We start from the raw sequence: 18,436 nt of genomic DNA, 5'->3' as shown, positions 1-18,436 counted from the left end.
GACGAAGAGCGGACGAGGGCCGCCGGATCCTCCTGCCCGCGGCGGGGGCCGCCCCTCCGGGGGACCTCCGCGCAGCCACGGCGAGGACGCCGTCGCCTGTCCGCCGCGCACTGCCTCCCATCCGGACTTTAACCGTCGGTCCAGGAATTTCACCTGGTCAACCGGCCGCTGGAGGCGGCCGGGTCGCGGACTGTAACCGCCGGTTCGGACTTTCACCGACCCCGGAGTGCGCTGCGTGATGTGATCTTGTCTGGGTGCGGGCCGCGACCGGTTGAACCTTGGAGTGGTTGAACCTTCACAGCTCGACGGCTCCGAGCGTACGACGGAGCGCGGCGCGCTGTCCACGGGACTTGACACAGCGTGTGGCAGGTCACGTGGGCGCCGCGTACGGTGCTGCGGGGAGCGTGACGGCGGGGGCGGAGCAGGGGGGCGAGGGGATGGGCGGCACCGGGGGAACGGCGGAGGCGGCTCCGCGCCGGGCCCGGCGGGCCGTCGCCGCGGTGTTCGCCGTGCACGGCGCGGTCACCGGGAACTTCGCCACCCGCATCCCCTGGATCCGGGACCATCTCTCCCTGGAGGCGGGCGAGTTGGGGCTCGCCCTGGCCTTCCCGGCCGTCGGCGCCGCGCTGGCCATGCCGCTCGCCGGCCGCGTCGCCCACCGCCTCGGCTCCCGGGCGGCGCTGCGCCTGCTGCTCGCGCTGTGGTGCGCGTCGCTGGCCCTGCCGCCCCTCTCCCCCGGGCTGCCCGTGCTCTGCGCGGCGCTGCTGGCGTACGGGGCGGCGTCGGGGGTGGCGGACGTCGCGATGAACGCGCTGGGCGTGGAGACCGAGGAGCGGATGGGCCGGCCGATCATGTCCGGGCTGCACGGGATGTGGAGCGCCGGGGCGCTGGCCGGCTCGGCGGCGGGCACGCTCCCGGCGCACGCCGGCACCGACGCGCGGCTGCATCTGGGGGCCGCGGCGGCCGTCCTGACCGTCCTGGGCCTCCTCGTCTGCGGCGGGGTGCTGGACCTGCGTCCCCGGCCGGAGGAGCACCCGCCGCCGCGCTTCGCCCGGCCGCCGCGCGCCGCGCTGGTCATCGGGGCCGTCGGGTTCTGCGCGGTGTTCGCCGAGGGCGCGAGCCTGGAGTGGTCGGCGGTCTACCTGCGGGACGTCCTCGGCTCGGGCGCGGGGCTGGCGGCCGCCTGCACCACGGCGTTCTCGTGCGCGATGGCGGTGGCGCGGTTCGCCGGGGACGCGGCGGTGCGCCGGTTCGGCCCGGTGCGGACGGTCCGGGCGGGCGGCGTGCTGGCGGCCGGCGGCGGTCTGGCGGTGGTCACGGCCCCGCACGCGGCCTTGGCGATCGCCGGCTTCGCGCTGCTGGGGCTGGGGATCGCGGTGGTCGTCCCGCTGGCCTTCGCGGCGGCGGCCCGCAGCGGCCCCGAGCCCGCCCGGGCCATCGCCGGGGTCGCGACGATCACCTATACGTCCGGGCTGATCGCCCCGTCGGCCATCGGGCAGGTCGCCGACGCCACGTCGCTGACGGTGTCGTTCGGGCTGGTGACCGTGCTGGCCGCGGTGCTGGCGGCCGCGGCGGGCGCCCTGCGCGTACCGGCCGCTTCCGCCGGCCGGTCCCGGTCCGTCCCGGTGGCGCGGGGCTGAGCGGCCGGGGCCGGGCGCACACGCCACCGCGGGCCGCGGGACCGGACGTTCCGGTCGCGCGGCCCGCGGTGGAAGGGGGGACGTCAGAGGGCGAGCGCGGAATCAGAGGCTGATGCCCAGGATGTTGATGGAGTTACGGCAGTGCCCGCCGTGACCCCAGCCACCACGGTGGCCCCAACCGCCATGGCCCCAGCCCTCGTTCCAGCCGCCGTCGCAGTCGCGACCGCGGTGCTTCCAGCCGCCGCCGTCGCAGTCGTCACCGCGGCCCCAGCCGCCGTGGTGACCACCGCCGTGGCCCCAGCCACCGTCGCAGTCGTCACCGTGGCCCCAGCCGCCCCAGCGGTGGTGGCCACCGTGGCCCCAACCGCCCCAGCCGCCGGACCAGATGTTCACGTGGCCCCAGCCCCAACCGCCGTGGCCCCAGCCGCCGCGGTCGCAGTCACCACGGTCGCGCCAGCGGTCGCAGTCCCGGTCGCGCCAGTGGTGGTCGCAGTCCCGGTCACGCCCGCGGTCGCGGTCGCAGTCACGGTCGCGGTGGTGGCGGCCCCGGTCGCAGTCCCGGTCACGGTCGCGGTCGCGGCCCCTGTCTCTGTCACGGCCCTTGTCACGGCCCTTGTCCCTGTCGCGGTCCCGGTCACGGTCACGGCCGTGGTCGCGGCCGTCGTGGTCGTCGTCCCAGCTCACCGCCTTGGGCACGGACGGGGACTGGGGCGCGGCCATGGCCGCCCCGGCAGCCGGAACGATGACGCCCGCGGCGAGAACCGCGGCGACCGCAGAGCGGCCGACGAGCTTACGCATGTATGTCTCCTGGTTTGCAGGAAATCGGACAACTCACGCTTACCTCCCACCGGCCGGGGATCCGCGGGGGTGCCCGGTCATACAGCCTTACGAGGTGTTAATTGCGCCGATCGCAGCAGCCGTTCCGCAGCACGCCGGGCCCTGGACGGCGCACGGCCCGTCCCGCACGCCCGCTTACCATGTTCCGGATCTCATCCGGATCACCACAACGAGCACATTTGGAGCAGTCATGGGCCTCGGCGTGCGCTGGACCCTGCACGGCGACGGGCGCACCCCCGCACCCGGGGCGGTCGTCAGACCCGACGAACGGCTTTCCTGGCCCCGCACCGCGGGCCTCGGCGCCCAGCACGTGGTGGCCATGTTCGGCGCGTCGTTCGTCTCGCCGGTGCTGATGGGCCTCGACCCCAATCTCGCGATCATGATGTCGGGCGTCGCGACCATCCTCTTCCTGCTGGCCACCCGCGGCCGGATCCCCAGCTATCTGGGGTGCAGCCTCTCCTTCGTCGGGGTGGCCGCGGTCATCCGGGCCCAGGGCGGCGACAGCGCGGCCGTCACCGGGGCGATCTTCGTCGTCGGCGGGGCGCTGTTCCTCAGCGGGCTGGCGGTGCGCCGGTTCGGCGCGCGGATCATCCACGCGGCGATGCCGCCGGTGGTGACGGGCGCGGTCGTCATGCTCATCGGCTTCAACCTGGCCCCGGTGACGGCGTCCACGTACTGGCCGCAGGACCAGTGGACGGCGCTGCTGACCATGCTGTTCACCGGCCTCGCGGTGGTCTGCCTGCGCGGCTTCTGGTCGCGCGTGGCCATCTTCCTCGGGCTGGTCTTCGGCTACGCCCTCTCCTGGGTCCTCGACCGGGTCTTCGGGAAGATCCACTCGGTGAACGGCGGGCCCGGGGCGGTCGACCACTGGCGGCTGGACTTCTCCGCCGTCGGCGAGGCGGACTGGATCGGCCTGCCCTCGCTGCACGCCCCGTCGTTCGGCTGGTCGGCCGCGCTCGTGGCGCTGCCGGTGGTCATCGCGCTGATCGCGGAGAACGCCGGGCACGTCAAGGCGGTCGGCGAGATGACCGGCGACCCGCTGGACGACCGGCTGGGCACCGCGATCTCCGCCGACGGCGCGGCGACCATGCTCTCCACGGCGGTGGGCGGCCCGGCCAACACCACCTACTCGGAGAACATCGGCGTGATGGCGGCCACCCGGGTCTACTCCACCGCCGCGTACTGGGCGGCGGCCTGCTTCGCCCTGCTCTTCGGCGTGTGCCCCAAGTTCGGCGCGGTCGTCGCGGCCATCCCGGGCGGTGTGCTGGGCGGCATCACCGTCATCCTCTACGGGATGATCGGCCTGCTCGGCGCGCAGATCTGGGTGCACAACAAGGTGGACCTGCGCAATCCGCTCAACCTGGTGCCGGTCGCGGCGGGCATCGTCATCGGCATCGGCGGCGTCAGCCTCAAGATCAGCAAGAACTTCGAGCTGAACGGCATCGCCCTGGGCACGATCGTGGTCCTGACCGGCTATCACGCCCTGCGGTTCCTGGCGCCCGCCCATCTGAAGGAGCAGGAACCGCTGCTGGACGAGGGGACGAGCGGCTACGACAGCCTGGCGGAGCGAGGGGACGCCGAGGCGGCCGGGGAGGGCCGGACGCCCCGGAGCTGAGCGCGGCCGTCACGCTCCGTCACCCGTTCCGGTTAACTCGACCGGGATTCCCCCTACGCTCCGTATTCATGTGTCACTCTGCGTGCATGACGACGACTGGGGTACGGCCGGCGGCTCCCGCCGGCATCGACGGGGTGCTCGACCGGATGCGCGGTCTGGCGGCCCACCTTCCGCCGCGGGACGGGGTGGCGGTCTTCAACCGCGTGTATCTGACGGTCACCGAGGAGGTCGGGCGCCGGGTGGCCGCCGGCGCCTTCCGCGACCGCACGGCCACCACCGCGCTCGACGTACTGTTCGCCGGCCGCTATCTGACCGCGGTGGACGAGGCGGCGGCCGGGCGAAGACCGCCGGCCTGCTGGCGGCCGCTGTTCCAGCTCCGCGGCCATCCGGCCGTCCGCCCCGTGCAGTTCGCCCTCGCCGGCATCAACGCCCACATCGGGCACGACCTTCCGCTCGCCCTCGCCGACACCTGCCGGGACCTGGGCGCCGAACCCCACGAGCTGGAAGCGGACTTCCACCGGATCGGTGAGCTGCTCGTCTCCCTGGAGGAGCGGATCCGCGAGACCCTCATGCCCGGCCCGGACCTGCTGGACGTCGCCGATCCGCTCACCCACCTCCTGGGCTCGTGGACGCTGGAGGCGGCCCGCGCCGCCGCCTGGGCCGCCTTCCGCGCCCTCTGGGCCCTGCGCGAACGGCCGGACGTGGAGGCGGAGTTCGAGGACCGGATCGACGCGAGCGTGGGAATGGTGGGGCGATGTCTGCTCACGCCGCTGGGATGAAACGGACGGGGACACCGGCGCGGGCACGGTGGCGCGGGGCGGCACGCCCGCGCCCGGTCCCCCGGGGCTCAGTCCTCCGGCAGCTCGACGGGGGCGATCTCGTCGTAGACGTCGCCCGGGCCCGGGTTGGACGGGTCGGTCGCCCCGCCGAAGTGGTGCATCACGCCCCACACCGCGTTGAGCGCCGTCTGCACGGCGCCCTCGGCCCAGCCCGCCGTCCAGGAGATGTCGTCGCCCGCGAGGAAGATGCCGCGCTTGTCCTCGGGCAGACGGTCCTGCATGAAGTGGGTGAACAGCCGCCGCTGGTAACGGTAGTGGCCCGGCAGGTTCGCCTTGAACGCGCCCATGAAGTAGGGCTCGTTCTCCCAGGAGACGGTCACCGGGTTGCCGATGATGTGCTTCCGGATGTCGACGCCCGGGTAGATCTCGCCGAGGGACTTGAGCATGACCTCCATGCGCTCGTTGGCCGACAGCGGAAGCCACTTGAGGCTGTCGTCGCACCAGGTGTAGGAGAGGCAGATCACGGCGGGCTTGTCCGGGCCGTCGTCCAGGAGGTACGTCCCGCGCGTCATCCGGTCGGTGAGCGTCATCGACATCACGTCGCGGCCGTTCTCGTCCTTGTCCAGCCAGAACGGCCGGTCCACCGGGACGAAGAGCTTGGACGACTCCATGTAGTGGGTGCGCTCGACCGCCGTCCAGTGGTCGATGGGGAAGAGCGCGTCGTCGCACTCGATCTTCGACAGCAGCATCCACGACTGCGCCGTGAAGACGGCCGCCGCATAGGTGCGGATGTCGCCGCTCGCGTCGGTGACCGTGATCCGGTTGCCCGCCGTGCGGTGCAGCCGGGTGACGGCCGGCCGGGGCGCGCCGTCGTGCAGGGAGGACAGCGAGGTGCCCGGCGCCCAGTGGACGAGCTTCTCCGGCTCGCGCTCCCACAGGCGCAGCGGCAGCTGCTGGCTGCCGCCGACGATGCCGCGGTGGTGGTCGTCGGCCTCGGTGTAGACGACGCGCAGGATCTCCAGGATGGAGTTGGGGAAGTCGGTGTCCCAGCCGCCGGTGCCGAAGCCGACCTGGCCGAAGATCTCCCGGTGTCGGAAGGACTTGAAGGCCTCCGACTCGCAGAGGAAGCCGTAGAAGGTCTGGTTGTCGAGCTTCTCGACGAGCCTCGCCCAGATCGCGCGGATGCGCGGCACGTCGCGCTCTCGGATGGCGCGGTTCATGTCGGAGAAGTCGGCGCCCTCCTCCAGGCAGGCGTTCCACGCGTCGGCGACGTCGCGGTAGACCTGCGGCAGGTCCTCGATCGTCTCCGCGTAGTGGGACTCGCCCTTGAGGTCCACGACGGTGGACGGGGTGCTGGGCGCCAGCGGGTTGGGGAACGGCTTGGTCTCCAGGCCCACCAGGTCGATGTAGTGCTGGAAGGCGGTGGAGGACGGCGGGAAGCGCATCGCGCCCATCTCGGCGGTCAACTCGCCGTCGCAGCCCTCGAATCCGACCGTCCGCAGCCGGCCGCCGATCCGGTCGGCCTCGTAGACGACGGGCTTGAGGCCCATCTTCATCAGCTCGTACGCGGCGATGATGCCGGAGAGGCCGCCGCCGATGACCGCGACCTCGGTGCCGTGCTCGGTGGCCGGTATCTGGCCCAGGCCCGCGGGGTGCGCGAGGAAGTCGTCGTAGGCGAACGGGAAGTCCGGGCCGAACATGGTGATCGGCGGCTCGTTCTGGGGGACCTGCTCGTCGTGGACGGCGGTGGGCACCGTGGACGTCATCGGCGGGACTCTCCTGGTCGCGGGGGGCTGGCGGTGAAGAAGGTGAAGAAGAAGAAGGGCGGTGCGGGCTCAGACGAGCCGGGTGTAGAGCTCGGGGCGGCGGTCCGTGAGATAGGTGTTCTCGGCGCGCGAGCGCCGGAGCAGGGCGGGGTCGGCCTCGGTGACCAGCAGGTCCTCCGCCGCGCCGGCCCGGGCCCGTACGGTCCCGTCCGGGGCGGCGAGGCACGACAGCCCGGCGAAGGCGAACTCCCCTTCGGTGCCGCACCGGTTGACATAGGCGATGTAGAGCTGGCTCTCCCAGGCCCGCGCCGGGACGATCGTCTGCGGGACGATCTCATAGGGGCGCATCAGGGCGGTCGGCGCGAGGAGCAGCTCGGTGCCGGCGAGGGCGTGCGCCCGCACGGTCTCCGGGAACTCGACGTCGTAGCAGACCAGCAGGCCCAGCCGGACGCCGTCGAACTCGGCCTGGACGACGGCCTCGTCGCCCGGCGTGAAGGAGGTGGTCTCGTACTCCCCGAAGAGGTGCGTCTTGCGGTAGTGGGCGAGCGGGGTGCCCTGCGGGCCCATCAGCTGGAGGGAGTTGAAGATCCGGGCGCCGTCGCGCTCGGGGTAGCCGTAGCCGACGGCCAGTCCGTGCGCCGCGGCGATCCGGGCCACGGCCTCGGCGCCGGGGCCGTCGGCGGGCTCGGCCAGGTCCACGACGGAGGGGCCCAGCGCGTATCCGGTCAGATACAGCTCATTGGTGAGCAGCAGCCGGGCACCGGCGTCCGCGGCCCGCCGGGCCGCCGCCTCCAGCGCGCCGAGGGACTCCGCCGTGGAGGAGGGAACGCCGCAGGGTCCTTGGTACAGGGCGATGCGGAGCGGGTTCATGCGTCCTCTTGAGGTCGGAGTGGGGCAGGAGTGGGGGAAGTTCAAGGAGCTTTCGGACAAGGTTTCGTTAAACGCCTTGACGGTACGGCCCGGTAACTCCACGCGACAAGGGACGAATGTTGCGCGCTTCCGAGGGATTCGTTGCGCCTTTTCCCGGCGGAACGGCGATTCGTTGCGCGCCGTGGTCCGGGCCGCTCAGCCTGCGGAAACGACCTTGGCGTTGCCCGCCAGGCGCAGCAGGGCGGCGGTCAGCACGGCGCGCTCGTCGGCGGTGAGCCCGGCGGTCAGCGGCTCCTCCAGTCCGGCCAGGGCCTGCCGCATCTCGGCCAGCATCCGGTGGCCCTCGTCGGTCACATGGAGGGCGGCCGTCCGTCCGCGCCCGGCGGGGGTGACGCGGGCGACCGCGCCGGCGCGTTCGAGCCGGCCGACGGTGGCCTGCATGCTCTGTGCCGTCACTCCGGCCCGGCGGGCCAACTCACTGTAGGACAGCCCGGGTTCGTGGGCGAGGTGGCCGAGCGCGCCCATGAGGCGCAGCGAGTAGTCGCCCCGCTCCGCGAGCACGCGGTGGGCCGCGTCCTGGGTGAACCGGCCCACGCCGATGAGGAGCAGGGGCAGGGGCGGGAACGCCGTCGCCCCGTCGTCGCGGTCCATGCCCCTCGCTCCCCTCACCCTTCTCCCTGCTCTGCTCAGGGGGGATGCTAGCGTGCCCTCACCTTGTTTAAGCCCGACTGAAACTCCGGAGCGGGGCCGTCATGACCAAACTGCTGCTCAGCCTGCACGTCCTGGGAGCGATCGTCCTCATAGGGCCGTCCACGGTGGCCGCCAGCCTCTTCCCCCGCTACGCGCGGCAGGTCCTGGCCCCGGACGGGGACCGCACACCGGCGGGCACCTCCGCCCTGCGCCTCCTCCACCGCGTCACGCGCGTCTACGCGGGCGTCTCCATCGCCGTGCCGCTGCTCGGGTTCGTGACCGCGATGAAGATGGGGGTGCTGGGCGACGCGTGGCTGATCGCGTCGATCGCGCTCACCGTCGTCGCGGCGGTCCTGCTGGCCTTCGCCGTCTTCTCCCAGGACGCCGTCATCGACGCCCTCGACGCCCCGGACCGCACCCCCGCCGAGGTCACCGCCCTCTCCTCGACCCTCCCCCGCCTCGCCATGGTGACCGGCCTCTTCTCCCTGACCTGGGCGGTCGTGACCGTCCTGATGATCATCCGCCCCGGCTCAACGACGGGCGCGTAACCGCGCGCCCCGCCGCAGGGGTTGTTGACCCCCCACCCCGCCCTTTCACCGTTTCTACGCACTGCCGCGCGGGGGCATAGCGGCTCCGCCGCGAGGTCCTCGCCCCCCAGGGGGGCACCCCTGAACGGGCCGACTTTCAGCCGGTCCGGCGTTCGGGGACGAACGCGCGCCAGGGACCGAACCCCGTCCGTCCAGCGTTCGAGGACGAGCGCGGGGCAGCGGCCGAATCCAGCCCGTCCTGGGGTACCCCCCTGGGGGAGTTCGACGACAACCACGCGGCAGCGCTTCGGGGCGCAGGGGGCGCAGCCCCCACCCTCGCGCGGCGGGCGGTCACACGCCGCGCGCGCGTCGGGGGTGGCGCAGGGGCGCAGCCCCTGGGGAGACGGGGAGAGGGCGGGGCGGGGAGGAAAAACCGGCGGCCGTCACGACGGCGCCCCGGAGCTGAACCGCCGCAGCAACGGCGAAAGCACCAGCACCGACTTCGTACGCTCCACGAACGGCTCCCCCGCGATCCGCTCCAGCACCCTCTCGAAGTGCCGCATGTCGGAAGCGAAGATCTGCACGATCGCATCGGCCTCACCGGTCACGGTGGAGGCCGAAGCCACCTCCGGATACCGCGCGAGCCCCCGGTGAATCGCCTCCGGCGACGTGTTGCGACGGCAGAAGAGCTCGATGAACCCCTCGGTCTCCCAGCCGAGCGCCCCCGGATCCACCCGCACCGTGAAGCCGGTGATGGCCCCCTCGGCCCGCAGCCTGTCCACGCGCCGCTTCACCGCGGGCGCGGACAGGCCGACCTCGGCGCCGATGTCGGCGTAGGAACGCCTGGCGTCCTCGGCCAGGGCGTGGACGATACGTTCGTCGAGCTCGTTGAGTCGCACTGCGGGTGAATCACTTTTCTCGGGTACCTGCTCTGCCTATGAGCAGTAGATCACGTACCCGGCGGTCACTCCGACCCGCAGTGCGCGATCAGGCCTCCGCGGAGGCCTGCCCGGCCGGCTCGGCGGCGGCCGTGCCGTCCGCCGCCTCCCGCGCCAGCCGCGAGGACCGCATGCCGTACGCGAAGTAGATGACGAGCCCGACGACCATCCAGCCGCCGAACACCATCCACGTCACGCTGCGCAGGTTGAACATGTTGTAGGCGCACATCGCGAAGCCCAGCACCGGGAAGACCGGCCCGAGCGGCACCCGGAACTTCCGCTGCATGTCCGGGCGCGTCCGCCGCAGGACCACGACGGCCACGTTGACCAGGGCGAAGGCGAAGAGCGTACCGATGCTGGTGGCGTCGGCGAGCTCGTCCAGCGGAACGGCGGCGGCCAGGATGCCGCAGAAGAGCGAGACGATCAGGGTGTTGGACCGCGGGACGCCGCTCTTCGGGTGCACCTTGGCGAAGGTCTTGGGCACCAGCCCGTCGCGGGACATCGCGAAGAGGATGCGCGTCTGCCCGTAGAGCACGGTGAGCACGACGCTCGCGATGGCGATCACCGCACCCGCGGCCAGCAGCACGGACCAGAAGCCCTGCCCCGTGACGTCCTTCATGATCCCGGCGAGCGCCGCCTCGGCGCCGTCGAACTGCTTCCACGGCATGGCGCCGACCGCGACGGCGGCGACCAGGCAGTACAGCGCGGTGACGATGACCAGCGAGAGCATGATCGCCCGCGGCAGGTCGCGCTGGGCGTTCTTCGCCTCCTCGCCGGCCGTGGAGGCGGCGTCGAAACCGATGTAGGAGAAGAAGAGCGAGGCGCCCGCGTGGCTCATGCCCGCGAGGCCGAGCGGCATGAAGGGCGTGTACTTGCCGGCCTTGATGCCCTGGAAGGCGACGGCGCAGAAGAGCAGCAGGGCGGCGATCTTCACCACGACCATGATCGTGTTGGCCCGGGCGCTCTCCTTGGCGCCGCCGAGCAGGAAGGCCATGCAGAGCAGGACCACCAGCAGCGCCGGCACGTTGAAGATGCCGCCGCCCGCGCCGGGCGGGTTGGCCAGGGAGGCCGGGATGGTGACGCCGATGGTCCCGTCGAGCAGCTCGTTGAGGTACTGGCCCCAGCCGACGGCGACGGCCGCCACCGACACGCCGTACTCCAGGATCAGGCACCAGCCGCAGACCCAGGCGACGAGCTCGCCCATGGTGGCGTAGGCGTAGGAGTACGAGGAGCCGGAGACCGGGATCGTGCCCGCCAGCTCGGCGTAGGACAGCGCGGAGAACAGCGCCGTGATGCCGGCGATGACGAACGAGACGATGACCGCCGGGCCCGCCTTCGGCACGGCGTCGCCGAGCACCACGAAGATGCCGGTGCCCAGCGTGGCACCGATGCTGATCATCGTCAGCTGCCACATGCCGAGCGACCGCCGCAGCGTCCCGCCCTCACCCTGGCCGCCCTCGGCGACCAGGCGTTCGACCGGCTTGCGCCGCATGAGGCGGGAGCCCAGTCCGGCGGGCGGCTGCGGGGTTCGCTTGCCGTTGCCGGCGGCGGGGGGCGCTGTGCCTTGATCCAACACTGAGGTCGCTCCGTTCGTCGCTGCCGGTGGAACACACCGGTACCGCAGCGGTCACCCGCGGGGTGCGTCGGCAGGGTGAGCAACCCGGGAAGGAGGGGGACCGCGAGCAAGCGGTACCCGCCACTCCACGTACTGCGCGGAACCCTACGAGGTGAGGGACCGCGCTCGTAATGCACCATTCTTGCGCATGCCCGTACGATCATTGCGTCTGCATGCCAAGAATGGGCGTTCGTTGCATGTCACCTTACGAATCGGTACATGTAAGCGTCAACAACAGCCCGGCCGGAGTGACGCGAAAAGGGGCGCGGCCGTGACGGCCGCGCCCCTTTTCCGGGCTGGTGCGGGACTACTGCCAGCTGGCGTGCAGCGGCTTGCCCTCCGCGTAACCGGCGGCGCTCTGGACGCCGACGACGGCCCGCTCGTGGAACTCCGCGAGGGAGCCCGCACCCGCGTAGGTGCAGGACGAACGGACGCCCGCGATGATCGAGTCGATCAGGTCCTCGACGCCGGGGCGGGCCGGGTCGAGGAACATGCGGGAGGTGGAGATGCCCTCCTCGAACAGGCCCTTGCGGGCGCGGTCGTAGGCCGACTCCTCGCTGGTGCGGTTGCGCACGGCGCGGGCCGAGGCCATGCCGAAGCTCTCCTTGTACAGCCGACCGTCGGCCGTCTGCTGGAGGTCGCCCGGGGACTCGTAGGTGCCCGCGAACCAGGAGCCGATCATGACGTTGGACGCACCGGCGGCCAGCGCCATGGCGACGTCGCGCGGGTGACGGACGCCACCGTCGGCCCAGACGTGCTTGCCGTACTTCTTCGCCTCGGCGGCACACTCCAGCACCGCGGAGAACTGCGGACGGCCCACACCGGTCATCATGCGGGTGGTGCACATGGCGCCCGGGCCGACGCCGACCTTGATGATGTCCGCGCCCGCCTCGATGAGGTCGCGCACGCCCTCGGCGGCGACGATGTTGCCCGCGACGATCGGGACCTGCGGGTCGAGCGCCCGGACGGCCTTGATCGCGGCGATCATCGTCTCCTGGTGGCCGTGGGCGGTGTCCACCACGATGGTGTCCGCGCCGGCCGCCAGCAGGGCCTTGGCCTTGCCGGCCACGTCGCCGTTGATGCCGACCGCGGCGGCGATGCGCAGCTTGCCGTCGGCGTCGGTGGCGGGGGTGTAGAGCGTCGCGCGCAGGGCGCCCTTGCGGGTGAGGATGCCGGCCAGGCGGCCGTCCTCGTCCACGGCGGGGGCGAGCTTGCGGTGCGCGGCGTCGAGCTGGTTGAACGCCTCGCGCGGGTCGATGTCGGCGTCGAGGAGCAGCAGCTCCTTGGACATGACCTCGGACAGCTGGGTGAAGCGGTCCACGCCGGTCAGGTCGTGCTCGGTGACGACGCCGACGGGACGGTGGTCCCCGTCGACCACGACGCCGGCGCCGTGCGCCCGCTTGGGCAGCAGGCTGAGCGCGTCGGCCACGGTCTGGGTCGGGGCGAGGACGATCGGGGTGTCGAGCACGTGGTGGCGGCTCTTCACCCAGGAGATGACCTCTGTGACGACGTCGAGCGGGATGTCCTGGGGGATGACCACGAGGCCACCGCGCCGGGCGACCGTCTCGGCCATGCGGCGGCCGGCGATCGCGGTCATGTTCGCTACGACGAGCGGGATGGTGGTGCCCGTGCCGTCGGGCGAGGAGAGGTCGACGCCCTGGCGGGAACCGACCGCGGAGCGGCTGGGGACCATGAAGACGTCGTCGTACGTCAGGTCGTACGGCGGCTTCTGATCGTTGAGGAAACGCATACTGGCTCTCTCACCTGCGAAATTGATCTACAGAGCGGGTGGGGAGTCAGCTCGAACCAGCGCCGGATCGGGCTGAGGTTCCTGGACCCATCATCCACGATGAGACGGCCCGATGGCGAATGATCTGCGCATTCTGTGGCTTCGGCCAGCGGGGGCGGCGGGTGCCTGTGGCTTCCGCCGAGGGGGTTTTGCCCCGTTTCCCCCCGGATTCGTGTCCTCGAACACCGGGCGGTCCGGCACATCGGCCCGGGGAAAGGGCGGGGAGGCGCAAGCCTCCCCGCCGGGGGATCAGGGGGTCGGGGGGACGAGGGGGATCAGACGTCCGGGTCGGCCCGGTCGAGAGCCGGCCGCGGGCCCGGCTCGAACTCGTTCAGGAGGAAGTCCGCCGCGGCGGTGTCGGTGACCAGGCTGGTCACGAGACCGGAGCGCAGCACCGCCCCGATCGCGGCGGCCTTCCGCTGGCCACCCGCGATCGCCACGACCTCCGGTATCCGCCGCAGCCGGTCCGCCTCGACCGTGATGCAGCGCTCCCCCAGGTCACGGCCGATCCGCCGGCCCTCCGCGTCGAAGAGGTGGGCGGACATCTCGGCGGCCGCGCCCAGCGACGCGTAGTGGCCCCGCTCGTCCTCCGACAGCATGTCGTACACCGTGGAGATGCCCGGCTCCCAGGAGCCGATGGAGACGGCCGCGACGGTGACCTTGTCGAAGTAGTCGAAGGCCCGCGCGATGCCCGTCTGGCCGCGCAGCGCGGCCGCCGTGGCCGGGTCGGGCAGCAGCATCGGCGCGTAGATCGGGTGCGCCTCGCCGCCGGAGACCTGGGCCGCCCGGCGGACGGCCTCCACCGAGCCGCGCTCGGCGGTGCCCGCGTCGTAGACGCCGGTGAGCTGGACGACGGTGCACGGCGGCAGCCGGTGCAGGGCGGCCGCCATGTGGATCGTGGACCGGCCCCAGGCCAGGCCGAGCACGTCGCCCTCGTTCACCAGCTCGCCGAGGAGGCCGGCCGCCACCTCGCCGAGGTTCTCCGGGTCGGGGGCGTCGTCGGCCGCGTCGGCCGGGGACTCGACGACGACCGCGTGCCGCAGCCCGTAGCGGGAGCGCAGCGCGTCGGAGCGCTCCGCGTCCAGCTCGGCGGGCACCCGGATCTCGATGCGCACCAGATCGCGTTCGAGCGCCGTCTCCAGGACCCGCGCCACCTTGAAGCGGCTGACACCGAACTCCTCGGCGATCTGGATCTTGGACTTGCCCTCCAGATAGAAACGGCGGGCCATGGCCGCCGCCTGCACGAGCTCGGCGGGCCCCATCGGCGTCACTGAACGGCCCGTCGACACCGCGTTCTCCTCACTGCTGTCTTCCGCTGTGGACTCGACCGTCATCCTGTCAGAAACGGCGGGCCCCCGATCCCGCCCCGGCCCCCGGGCCGGCGGGCCTCAGTGGGCGCAGGCCCAGGGTGCGGCCGCGGTGGCCGTCTCCGCGAGCTCACGCAGTGAGCGTACGGCGGCCGCCGGGTCATCGGTACCGTAAACGGCCGATCCCGCCACGAACACGTCGGCACCGGCGTCGGCGCAGCGCTCGATGGTCTCCGCGGAGACGCCGCCGTCCACCTGGAGCCAGAGTTCCAGGCCGTGGCGCTCGATGAGCTGCCGGGTGCGGCGGATCTTCGGCAGCATGATGTCGAGGAACTTCTGGCCGCCGAAGCCGGGCTCGACGGTCATGATCAGCAGCATGTCGAGCTCGGGGAGCAGGTCCTCGTAGGGCTCGATCGGCGTCGCCGGCTTGAGGGCCATGGACGCCCGCGCGCCCTTGGCCCGGATCTCCCGCGCGAGCCGCACGGGGGCGTGGGCGGCCTCGGCGTGGAAGGTGACGGACCCGGCGCCCGCCTCGACGTACTGCGGGGCCCAGCGGTCCGGGTCCTCGATCATCAGGTGGCAGTCCAGCGGGGTGTCGGTGGCCCGGCTGAGCGACTCGACGACCGGCACCCCGAGCGTGAGGTTCGGGACGAAGTGGTTGTCCATGACGTCGACGTGGAGCCAGTCGGCGCCCTTGACGGCCTCCGCCTCGGCGGCGAGGCGGGCGAAGTCCGCGCTCAGGATGCTGGGGTTGATCTGGACGGTCATGCCCCAAGCCTGCCATGCCGCGGGGCCGCCCCTCGCACGGCCCCCGGACCGGGAGGGCGCCCGCCGGTCAGGCCGTACGGCGCAGCAGGGCCAGGTACATGGCGTCCGTGCCGTGCAGGTGGGGCCAGAGCTGGACGTCGGGTCCGTCGCCGAGGGCCGGGACGCCGGGCATCAGCGGGCGGGCGTCGATCCACTCGGCCTCGACGCCCTGCCGCTTGAGGACGTCGTCCACGACGGCCCGGGTCTCCGCCGGGTGCGGCGAGCAGGTCGCGTAGCCGACGACGCCGCCCACGCGGACGGCGCGCAGGGCCTCGCGCAGCAGGTCGCGCTGGAGGGGGCCGAACCCGGCGACGTCCTCCGGGCGCCGCCGCCAGCGGGCCTCGGGGCGGCGGCGCAGGGCGCCGAGCCCGGTGCAGGGCACGTCGACGAGGACGCGGTCGAAGGTGCCCTCGCGCCACGGCGGGCGGGTGCCGTCGGCGGTGACGACCTGGTACGGGCCGGGGTTGCCGGCCAGGGCGCGGCCGACCAGGCGGGCGCGGTGCGGCTGCCGTTCGGCGGCCAGCAGGGCGGCGCCCTCCTCGGCGGCGAGGGCGCCGAGGAGGGCGGCCTTGCCGCCGGGGCCGGCGCAGCCGTCGAGCCAGCGGGCGTCCGGGCCGTCCACCGGGGCGGCGGCCAGGGCGAGGGCGACGAGCTGGCTGCCCTCGTCCTGGACCCCGGCGCGGCCCTCGCGGACGGCGTCGATCGCGCCGGGTTCGCCGCCCTCGGTGAGCCGCACGGCGTGCGGCGACCAGCGGCCGGGCAGCGCGTGGTCCTCGCCGAGGGCGGCCAGCAGTTCGGTGACGCCGATGCGGCCGGGGCGGGCGACGAGGGTCACCTCGGGGCGCTCGTTGTCCGCCTCCAGCAGGTCCTCGATCCCGGCGCGGCCGCCGCCGAGCGCGTCCCACAGCGCGGAGACGATCCAGCGCGGGTGGGAGTGGACGACGGCGAGGTGCTCCTCGGGGTCGTCGTCGTAGGGGGGCGCGACGCGCTCCAGCCAGCCGTCGAGGTCGTGCGCGGTGACCTTGCGCAGGACGGCGTTGACGAATTTCGCCCGGCCGTCGCCGAGGACGCAGCGGGCCAGTTCGACGGTGGCGGAGACCGCCGCGTGCGGCGGGATGCGGGTGCCGAGGAGCTGGTGGACACCGAGGCTGAGCACGTCCAGCACCGGCGGGTCCACCTCGCGCAGCGGGCGGTCGACGCAGGCGGCGAGGACGGCGTCGTAGGTGCCCTGGCGGCGCAGGGTGCCGTAGACCAGCTCGGTGGCCAGCGCGGCGTCGCGGTGGTCGAAGCCGTCCTTCTCGCGGGCCTTGCGCAGCAGCGGGGGGAGCACCAGGTTCGCGTAGGCGTCCCGCTCGTCGACGGCCCGCAGCGCCTCGAAGGCGAGGATCCGGACCGGGTCCTTCTTGGGCCGGCGGTGCGGTTTCGCGGGGCGGCCGTTCTTCCGACGAGGCGGCTGATCGTTCACTGAAGGTGCTCCGGAGCTGGGATGACGAAGGGTTCCAGCCTACGCGGCCGGCCCGTCGCCCAGCTTCTCGCCCGGGGCGATGCGGACGCCGCGGGCCCAGTCGGCGGCCTTCATCGGCTTCTTGCCCTGGGGCTGCACCCACAGCAGCTCGACGGCGTGCGAACCGGTGCCGGCGTGGACGGAGTTCTTGCCGGCCGCGAGCTCGCCGGGCGCGAGGCCGGTGCGGTCCGCGGTGAGCGCCACCGACATCACCTTCAGCCGCTCGCCGCGGAAGAGCGTCCAGGCGCCGGGCGCCGGAGCGCAGCCGCGGACGACGCGGTCGACGCGCAGGGCGGGCGCGGACCAGTCGATCCGGGCGTCCTCGACACCGATCTTGGGGGCGAGCGAGACGCCCTCGGCGGGCTGCGGGACGGCCTCCAGGGTGCCGTCCTCGATGCCGTCCATGGTGGCGGCGAGCAGCCCGGCGCCGGCGAACGCGAGCCGCGTGAGCAGGTCACCGCTGGTGTCGGTGGGGCGGACCTGCTCGGTGAGGACGCCGAAGACCGGGCCGGAGTCCAGCCCCTCCTCGATGCGGAAGGTCGAGGCGCCGGTGACCTCGTCGCCGGCCATGACCGCGTGCTGCACGGGGGCGGCGCCGCGCCAGGCCGGGAGCAGCGAGAAGTGGAGGTTGACCCAGCCGTGGACGGGGATGTCCAGGGCGGCCTTGGGCAGCAGGGCGCCGTAGGCGACGACGGGGCAGCAGTCGGGCGCGATCTCGCGGAGGCGGGCGAGGAAGTCCTCGTCGCGCGGCCGGTTCGGCTTGAGCACCTCGATGCCGGCCTCCTCGGCGCGCTCGGCGACGGGGCTGGCGACCAGGCGGCGGCCACGGCCGGCGGGGGCGTCGGGCCGGGTGACGACGGCCACGACCTCGTGGCGCTCCGAGGCGAGCAGGGCGTCGAGGGCGGGGACGGCGACCTCGGGAGTACCGGCGAAGACAAGCCTCATGGGTGGCGAACACTACCTCTCACGCGCCGAGCGGGACGGCGCACCAGTCTAGGGGCGGGCTGCTGCGCGAGGGGCGCGCGGGGCGGTGCACGCCTCATTCCGGCGGATGTGCGCCCCCATACCGTGACCCGTCCGGCCTTGGCGCGTTGGGTGAATCGTTGGGTCAAGAGAGATTGACCGCCAGCAGCGGGCCGCGGCCGCGGCCCGCTCTCGTCGGCCCTCAACTCTCCTTCCCCCGCGTCCCGTTCACCGCCGGTCCGAGAGGCTTGTTGATGCCCGACCATGCCACCCATGACGCCCAGGCGCGAGCCAGTCTGCATCTTCTGGTCCGGGACATCGAGCGGGTCCGCCGACAGGTGGACGCGCTGCGTACCCTGACCGCTCAGCTGGGCAATGTCTACCGTCCACGCCGTACGGGCCCCTCCGCGGGCTTCGTGGTCTACGGCCGGGCCCCGGCGCCGACCGTCCGGCTGGCCCAGGAGCTGCGGGACAGCGTGGAGACGCTGGTCACGGCGGCGGTCGACTTCGACCGCTCGCTCGGCTTCTCGTGGGACGCGGTGGGATCGGCCCTGGGCGTCACCAAGCAGGCGGTGCACCGCCGTTACGGCGCCCGCCGGGCGAACGGGCAGAGTTCCGCGGACAGCCCGGCGGCCGAGCAGAACGCGACGGTCGCCGCCGGGGCGGTGCCGGTGGTCCCGGCCGCCCGCTCGGTCCCCGGCCAGCCCTCCGGTTCCCACCGCGAGGAGCCCCGGCCCCCGGCCTTCCCGGGGCCGCGCAACGGGTGACGGGGCGGGCGCCGACACCGGG

Annotated in this window: 16 protein-coding genes and 1 riboswitch; of the genes, 5 read left to right on the top strand and 11 right to left on the bottom strand. The window is 73.1% G+C overall.

Annotation, left to right across the window (positions count from 1 at the left end):
* Positions 1-103 precede the first annotated feature (103 nt).
* Positions 104-234: riboswitch (FMN riboswitch) on the bottom strand.
* 203 nt (positions 235-437) lie between these two features.
* Positions 438-1,640: an MFS transporter gene (locus tag AC230_RS24220; RefSeq protein WP_049718442.1), complete on the top strand. Its 1,203-nt coding sequence runs from the start codon at positions 438-440 to the stop codon at positions 1,638-1,640.
* A gap of 102 nt (positions 1,641-1,742) precedes the next feature.
* Here AC230_RS24220 and AC230_RS33185 read toward each other — a convergent pair whose 3' ends face one another.
* Positions 1,743-2,438 (bottom strand): hypothetical protein, encoded by a 696-nt coding sequence (locus tag AC230_RS33185; protein ID WP_198535598.1) that lies wholly within the window; start codon positions 2,436-2,438, stop codon positions 1,743-1,745.
* 229 nt (positions 2,439-2,667) lie between these two features.
* Here AC230_RS33185 and AC230_RS24210 point away from each other — a divergent pair, with 229 nt between their 5' ends.
* Together AC230_RS24210 and AC230_RS24205 are read left to right on the top strand one after the other, a co-directional pair.
* Entirely contained in the window at positions 2,668-4,092 is a 1,425-nt protein-coding gene (locus AC230_RS24210; protein WP_049718441.1) for a uracil-xanthine permease family protein, read from the top strand.
* 86 nt (positions 4,093-4,178) lie between these two features.
* A complete protein-coding gene (locus AC230_RS24205; RefSeq protein WP_078871534.1) occupies positions 4,179-4,871 on the top strand; it encodes a DUF5995 family protein in 693 nt (230 codons plus the stop codon).
* Positions 4,872-4,939: 68 nt separating this feature from the next.
* On the opposite strand, the gene AC230_RS24200 is transcribed toward AC230_RS24205, so the two are convergent.
* The 3 genes from AC230_RS24200 to AC230_RS24190 form a co-directional block, all read right to left on the bottom strand.
* The gene (locus tag AC230_RS24200; protein WP_049718440.1) at positions 4,940-6,637 is read right to left on the bottom strand and encodes a flavin monoamine oxidase family protein; all 1,698 of its coding nucleotides are present in this window, start codon (positions 6,635-6,637) and stop codon (positions 4,940-4,942) included.
* Between the two features lie 69 nt (positions 6,638-6,706).
* Positions 6,707-7,507 (bottom strand): carbon-nitrogen hydrolase family protein, encoded by an 801-nt coding sequence (locus AC230_RS24195; protein WP_049718439.1) that lies wholly within the window; start codon positions 7,505-7,507, stop codon positions 6,707-6,709.
* Positions 7,508-7,702: 195 nt separating this feature from the next.
* Positions 7,703-8,158: a MarR family winged helix-turn-helix transcriptional regulator gene (locus tag AC230_RS24190; protein ID WP_049718438.1), complete on the bottom strand. Its 456-nt coding sequence runs from the start codon at positions 8,156-8,158 to the stop codon at positions 7,703-7,705.
* A gap of 101 nt (positions 8,159-8,259) precedes the next feature.
* Between AC230_RS24190 and AC230_RS24185 the strand changes: the two genes are divergently transcribed.
* A complete protein-coding gene (locus tag AC230_RS24185; protein ID WP_049718437.1) occupies positions 8,260-8,745 on the top strand; it encodes a DUF2269 family protein in 486 nt (161 codons plus the stop codon).
* 422 nt (positions 8,746-9,167) lie between these two features.
* Here the strand turns inward: AC230_RS24185 and AC230_RS24180 are convergent, their stop codons facing one another.
* The 7 genes from AC230_RS24180 to fmt all read right to left on the bottom strand — a co-directional run bounded on the left by AC230_RS24180 (position 9,168) and on the right by fmt (position 17,629).
* Entirely contained in the window at positions 9,168-9,623 is a 456-nt protein-coding gene (locus AC230_RS24180) for an Lrp/AsnC family transcriptional regulator (RefSeq protein WP_049718436.1), read from the bottom strand.
* Positions 9,624-9,711: 88 nt separating this feature from the next.
* Complete coding sequence (locus tag AC230_RS24175) at positions 9,712-11,238, bottom strand: amino acid permease (RefSeq protein WP_049718435.1); 1,527 nt, start codon at positions 11,236-11,238, stop codon at positions 9,712-9,714.
* A 346-nt stretch (positions 11,239-11,584) separates the two neighbouring features.
* Positions 11,585-13,027: a GuaB1 family IMP dehydrogenase-related protein gene (locus AC230_RS24170; protein WP_049718434.1), complete on the bottom strand. Its 1,443-nt coding sequence runs from the start codon at positions 13,025-13,027 to the stop codon at positions 11,585-11,587.
* Between the two features lie 314 nt (positions 13,028-13,341).
* Entirely contained in the window at positions 13,342-14,328 is a 987-nt protein-coding gene (locus AC230_RS24165) for a sugar-binding transcriptional regulator (RefSeq protein WP_049718433.1), read from the bottom strand.
* 126 nt (positions 14,329-14,454) lie between these two features.
* Positions 14,455-15,141: a ribulose-phosphate 3-epimerase gene (gene rpe / locus AC230_RS24160; RefSeq protein WP_049718432.1), complete on the bottom strand. Its 687-nt coding sequence runs from the start codon at positions 15,139-15,141 to the stop codon at positions 14,455-14,457.
* Between the two features lie 67 nt (positions 15,142-15,208).
* Positions 15,209-16,645 (bottom strand): RsmB/NOP family class I SAM-dependent RNA methyltransferase, encoded by a 1,437-nt coding sequence (locus tag AC230_RS24155; protein WP_049718431.1) that lies wholly within the window; start codon positions 16,643-16,645, stop codon positions 15,209-15,211.
* Positions 16,646-16,684: 39 nt separating this feature from the next.
* Positions 16,685-17,629 carry a methionyl-tRNA formyltransferase gene (gene fmt, locus AC230_RS24150; RefSeq protein ID WP_049718430.1) on the bottom strand — a complete coding sequence of 315 codons (945 nt, stop codon included), beginning with the start codon at positions 17,627-17,629 and terminating at the stop codon, positions 16,685-16,687.
* Between the two features lie 272 nt (positions 17,630-17,901).
* Here fmt and AC230_RS24145 point away from each other — a divergent pair, with 272 nt between their 5' ends.
* Positions 17,902-18,414 carry a hypothetical protein gene (locus tag AC230_RS24145; protein ID WP_049718429.1) on the top strand — a complete coding sequence of 171 codons (513 nt, stop codon included), beginning with the start codon at positions 17,902-17,904 and terminating at the stop codon, positions 18,412-18,414.
* Positions 18,415-18,436 lie beyond the last annotated feature (22 nt).

The sequence above is a fragment of the Streptomyces caatingaensis genome, from assembly GCF_001187435.1.
GTDB lineage: Bacteria > Actinomycetota > Actinomycetes > Streptomycetales > Streptomycetaceae > Streptomyces > Streptomyces caatingaensis.
The sequence above is the reverse complement of the archived record's forward strand: the minus strand, read 5'-3'. Positions and strand labels throughout refer to the sequence as shown.

Coding starts and splice junctions, on each gene's coding strand:
- AC230_RS24170 (WP_049718434.1), bottom strand. CDS start 13,027: ATGCGTTTCCTCAACGATCAGAAGCCGCCGTACGACCTGACGTACGAC.
- AC230_RS24190 (WP_049718438.1), bottom strand. CDS start 8,158: ATGGACCGCGACGACGGGGCGACGGCGTTCCCGCCCCTGCCCCTGCTC.
- AC230_RS24145 (WP_049718429.1), top strand. CDS start 17,902: ATGCCCGACCATGCCACCCATGACGCCCAGGCGCGAGCCAGTCTGCAT.
- fmt (WP_049718430.1), bottom strand. CDS start 17,629: ATGAGGCTTGTCTTCGCCGGTACTCCCGAGGTCGCCGTCCCCGCCCTC.
- AC230_RS24195 (WP_049718439.1), bottom strand. CDS start 7,507: ATGAACCCGCTCCGCATCGCCCTGTACCAAGGACCCTGCGGCGTTCCC.
- AC230_RS24185 (WP_049718437.1), top strand. CDS start 8,260: ATGACCAAACTGCTGCTCAGCCTGCACGTCCTGGGAGCGATCGTCCTC.
- AC230_RS24210 (WP_049718441.1), top strand. CDS start 2,668: ATGGGCCTCGGCGTGCGCTGGACCCTGCACGGCGACGGGCGCACCCCC.
- AC230_RS24205 (WP_078871534.1), top strand. CDS start 4,179: ATGACGACGACTGGGGTACGGCCGGCGGCTCCCGCCGGCATCGACGGG.
- AC230_RS24165 (WP_049718433.1), bottom strand. CDS start 14,328: ATGGGGCCCGCCGAGCTCGTGCAGGCGGCGGCCATGGCCCGCCGTTTC.
- AC230_RS24220 (WP_049718442.1), top strand. CDS start 438: ATGGGCGGCACCGGGGGAACGGCGGAGGCGGCTCCGCGCCGGGCCCGG.
- AC230_RS33185 (WP_198535598.1), bottom strand. CDS start 2,438: ATGCGTAAGCTCGTCGGCCGCTCTGCGGTCGCCGCGGTTCTCGCCGCG.
- rpe (WP_049718432.1), bottom strand. CDS start 15,141: ATGACCGTCCAGATCAACCCCAGCATCCTGAGCGCGGACTTCGCCCGC.
- AC230_RS24200 (WP_049718440.1), bottom strand. CDS start 6,637: ATGACGTCCACGGTGCCCACCGCCGTCCACGACGAGCAGGTCCCCCAG.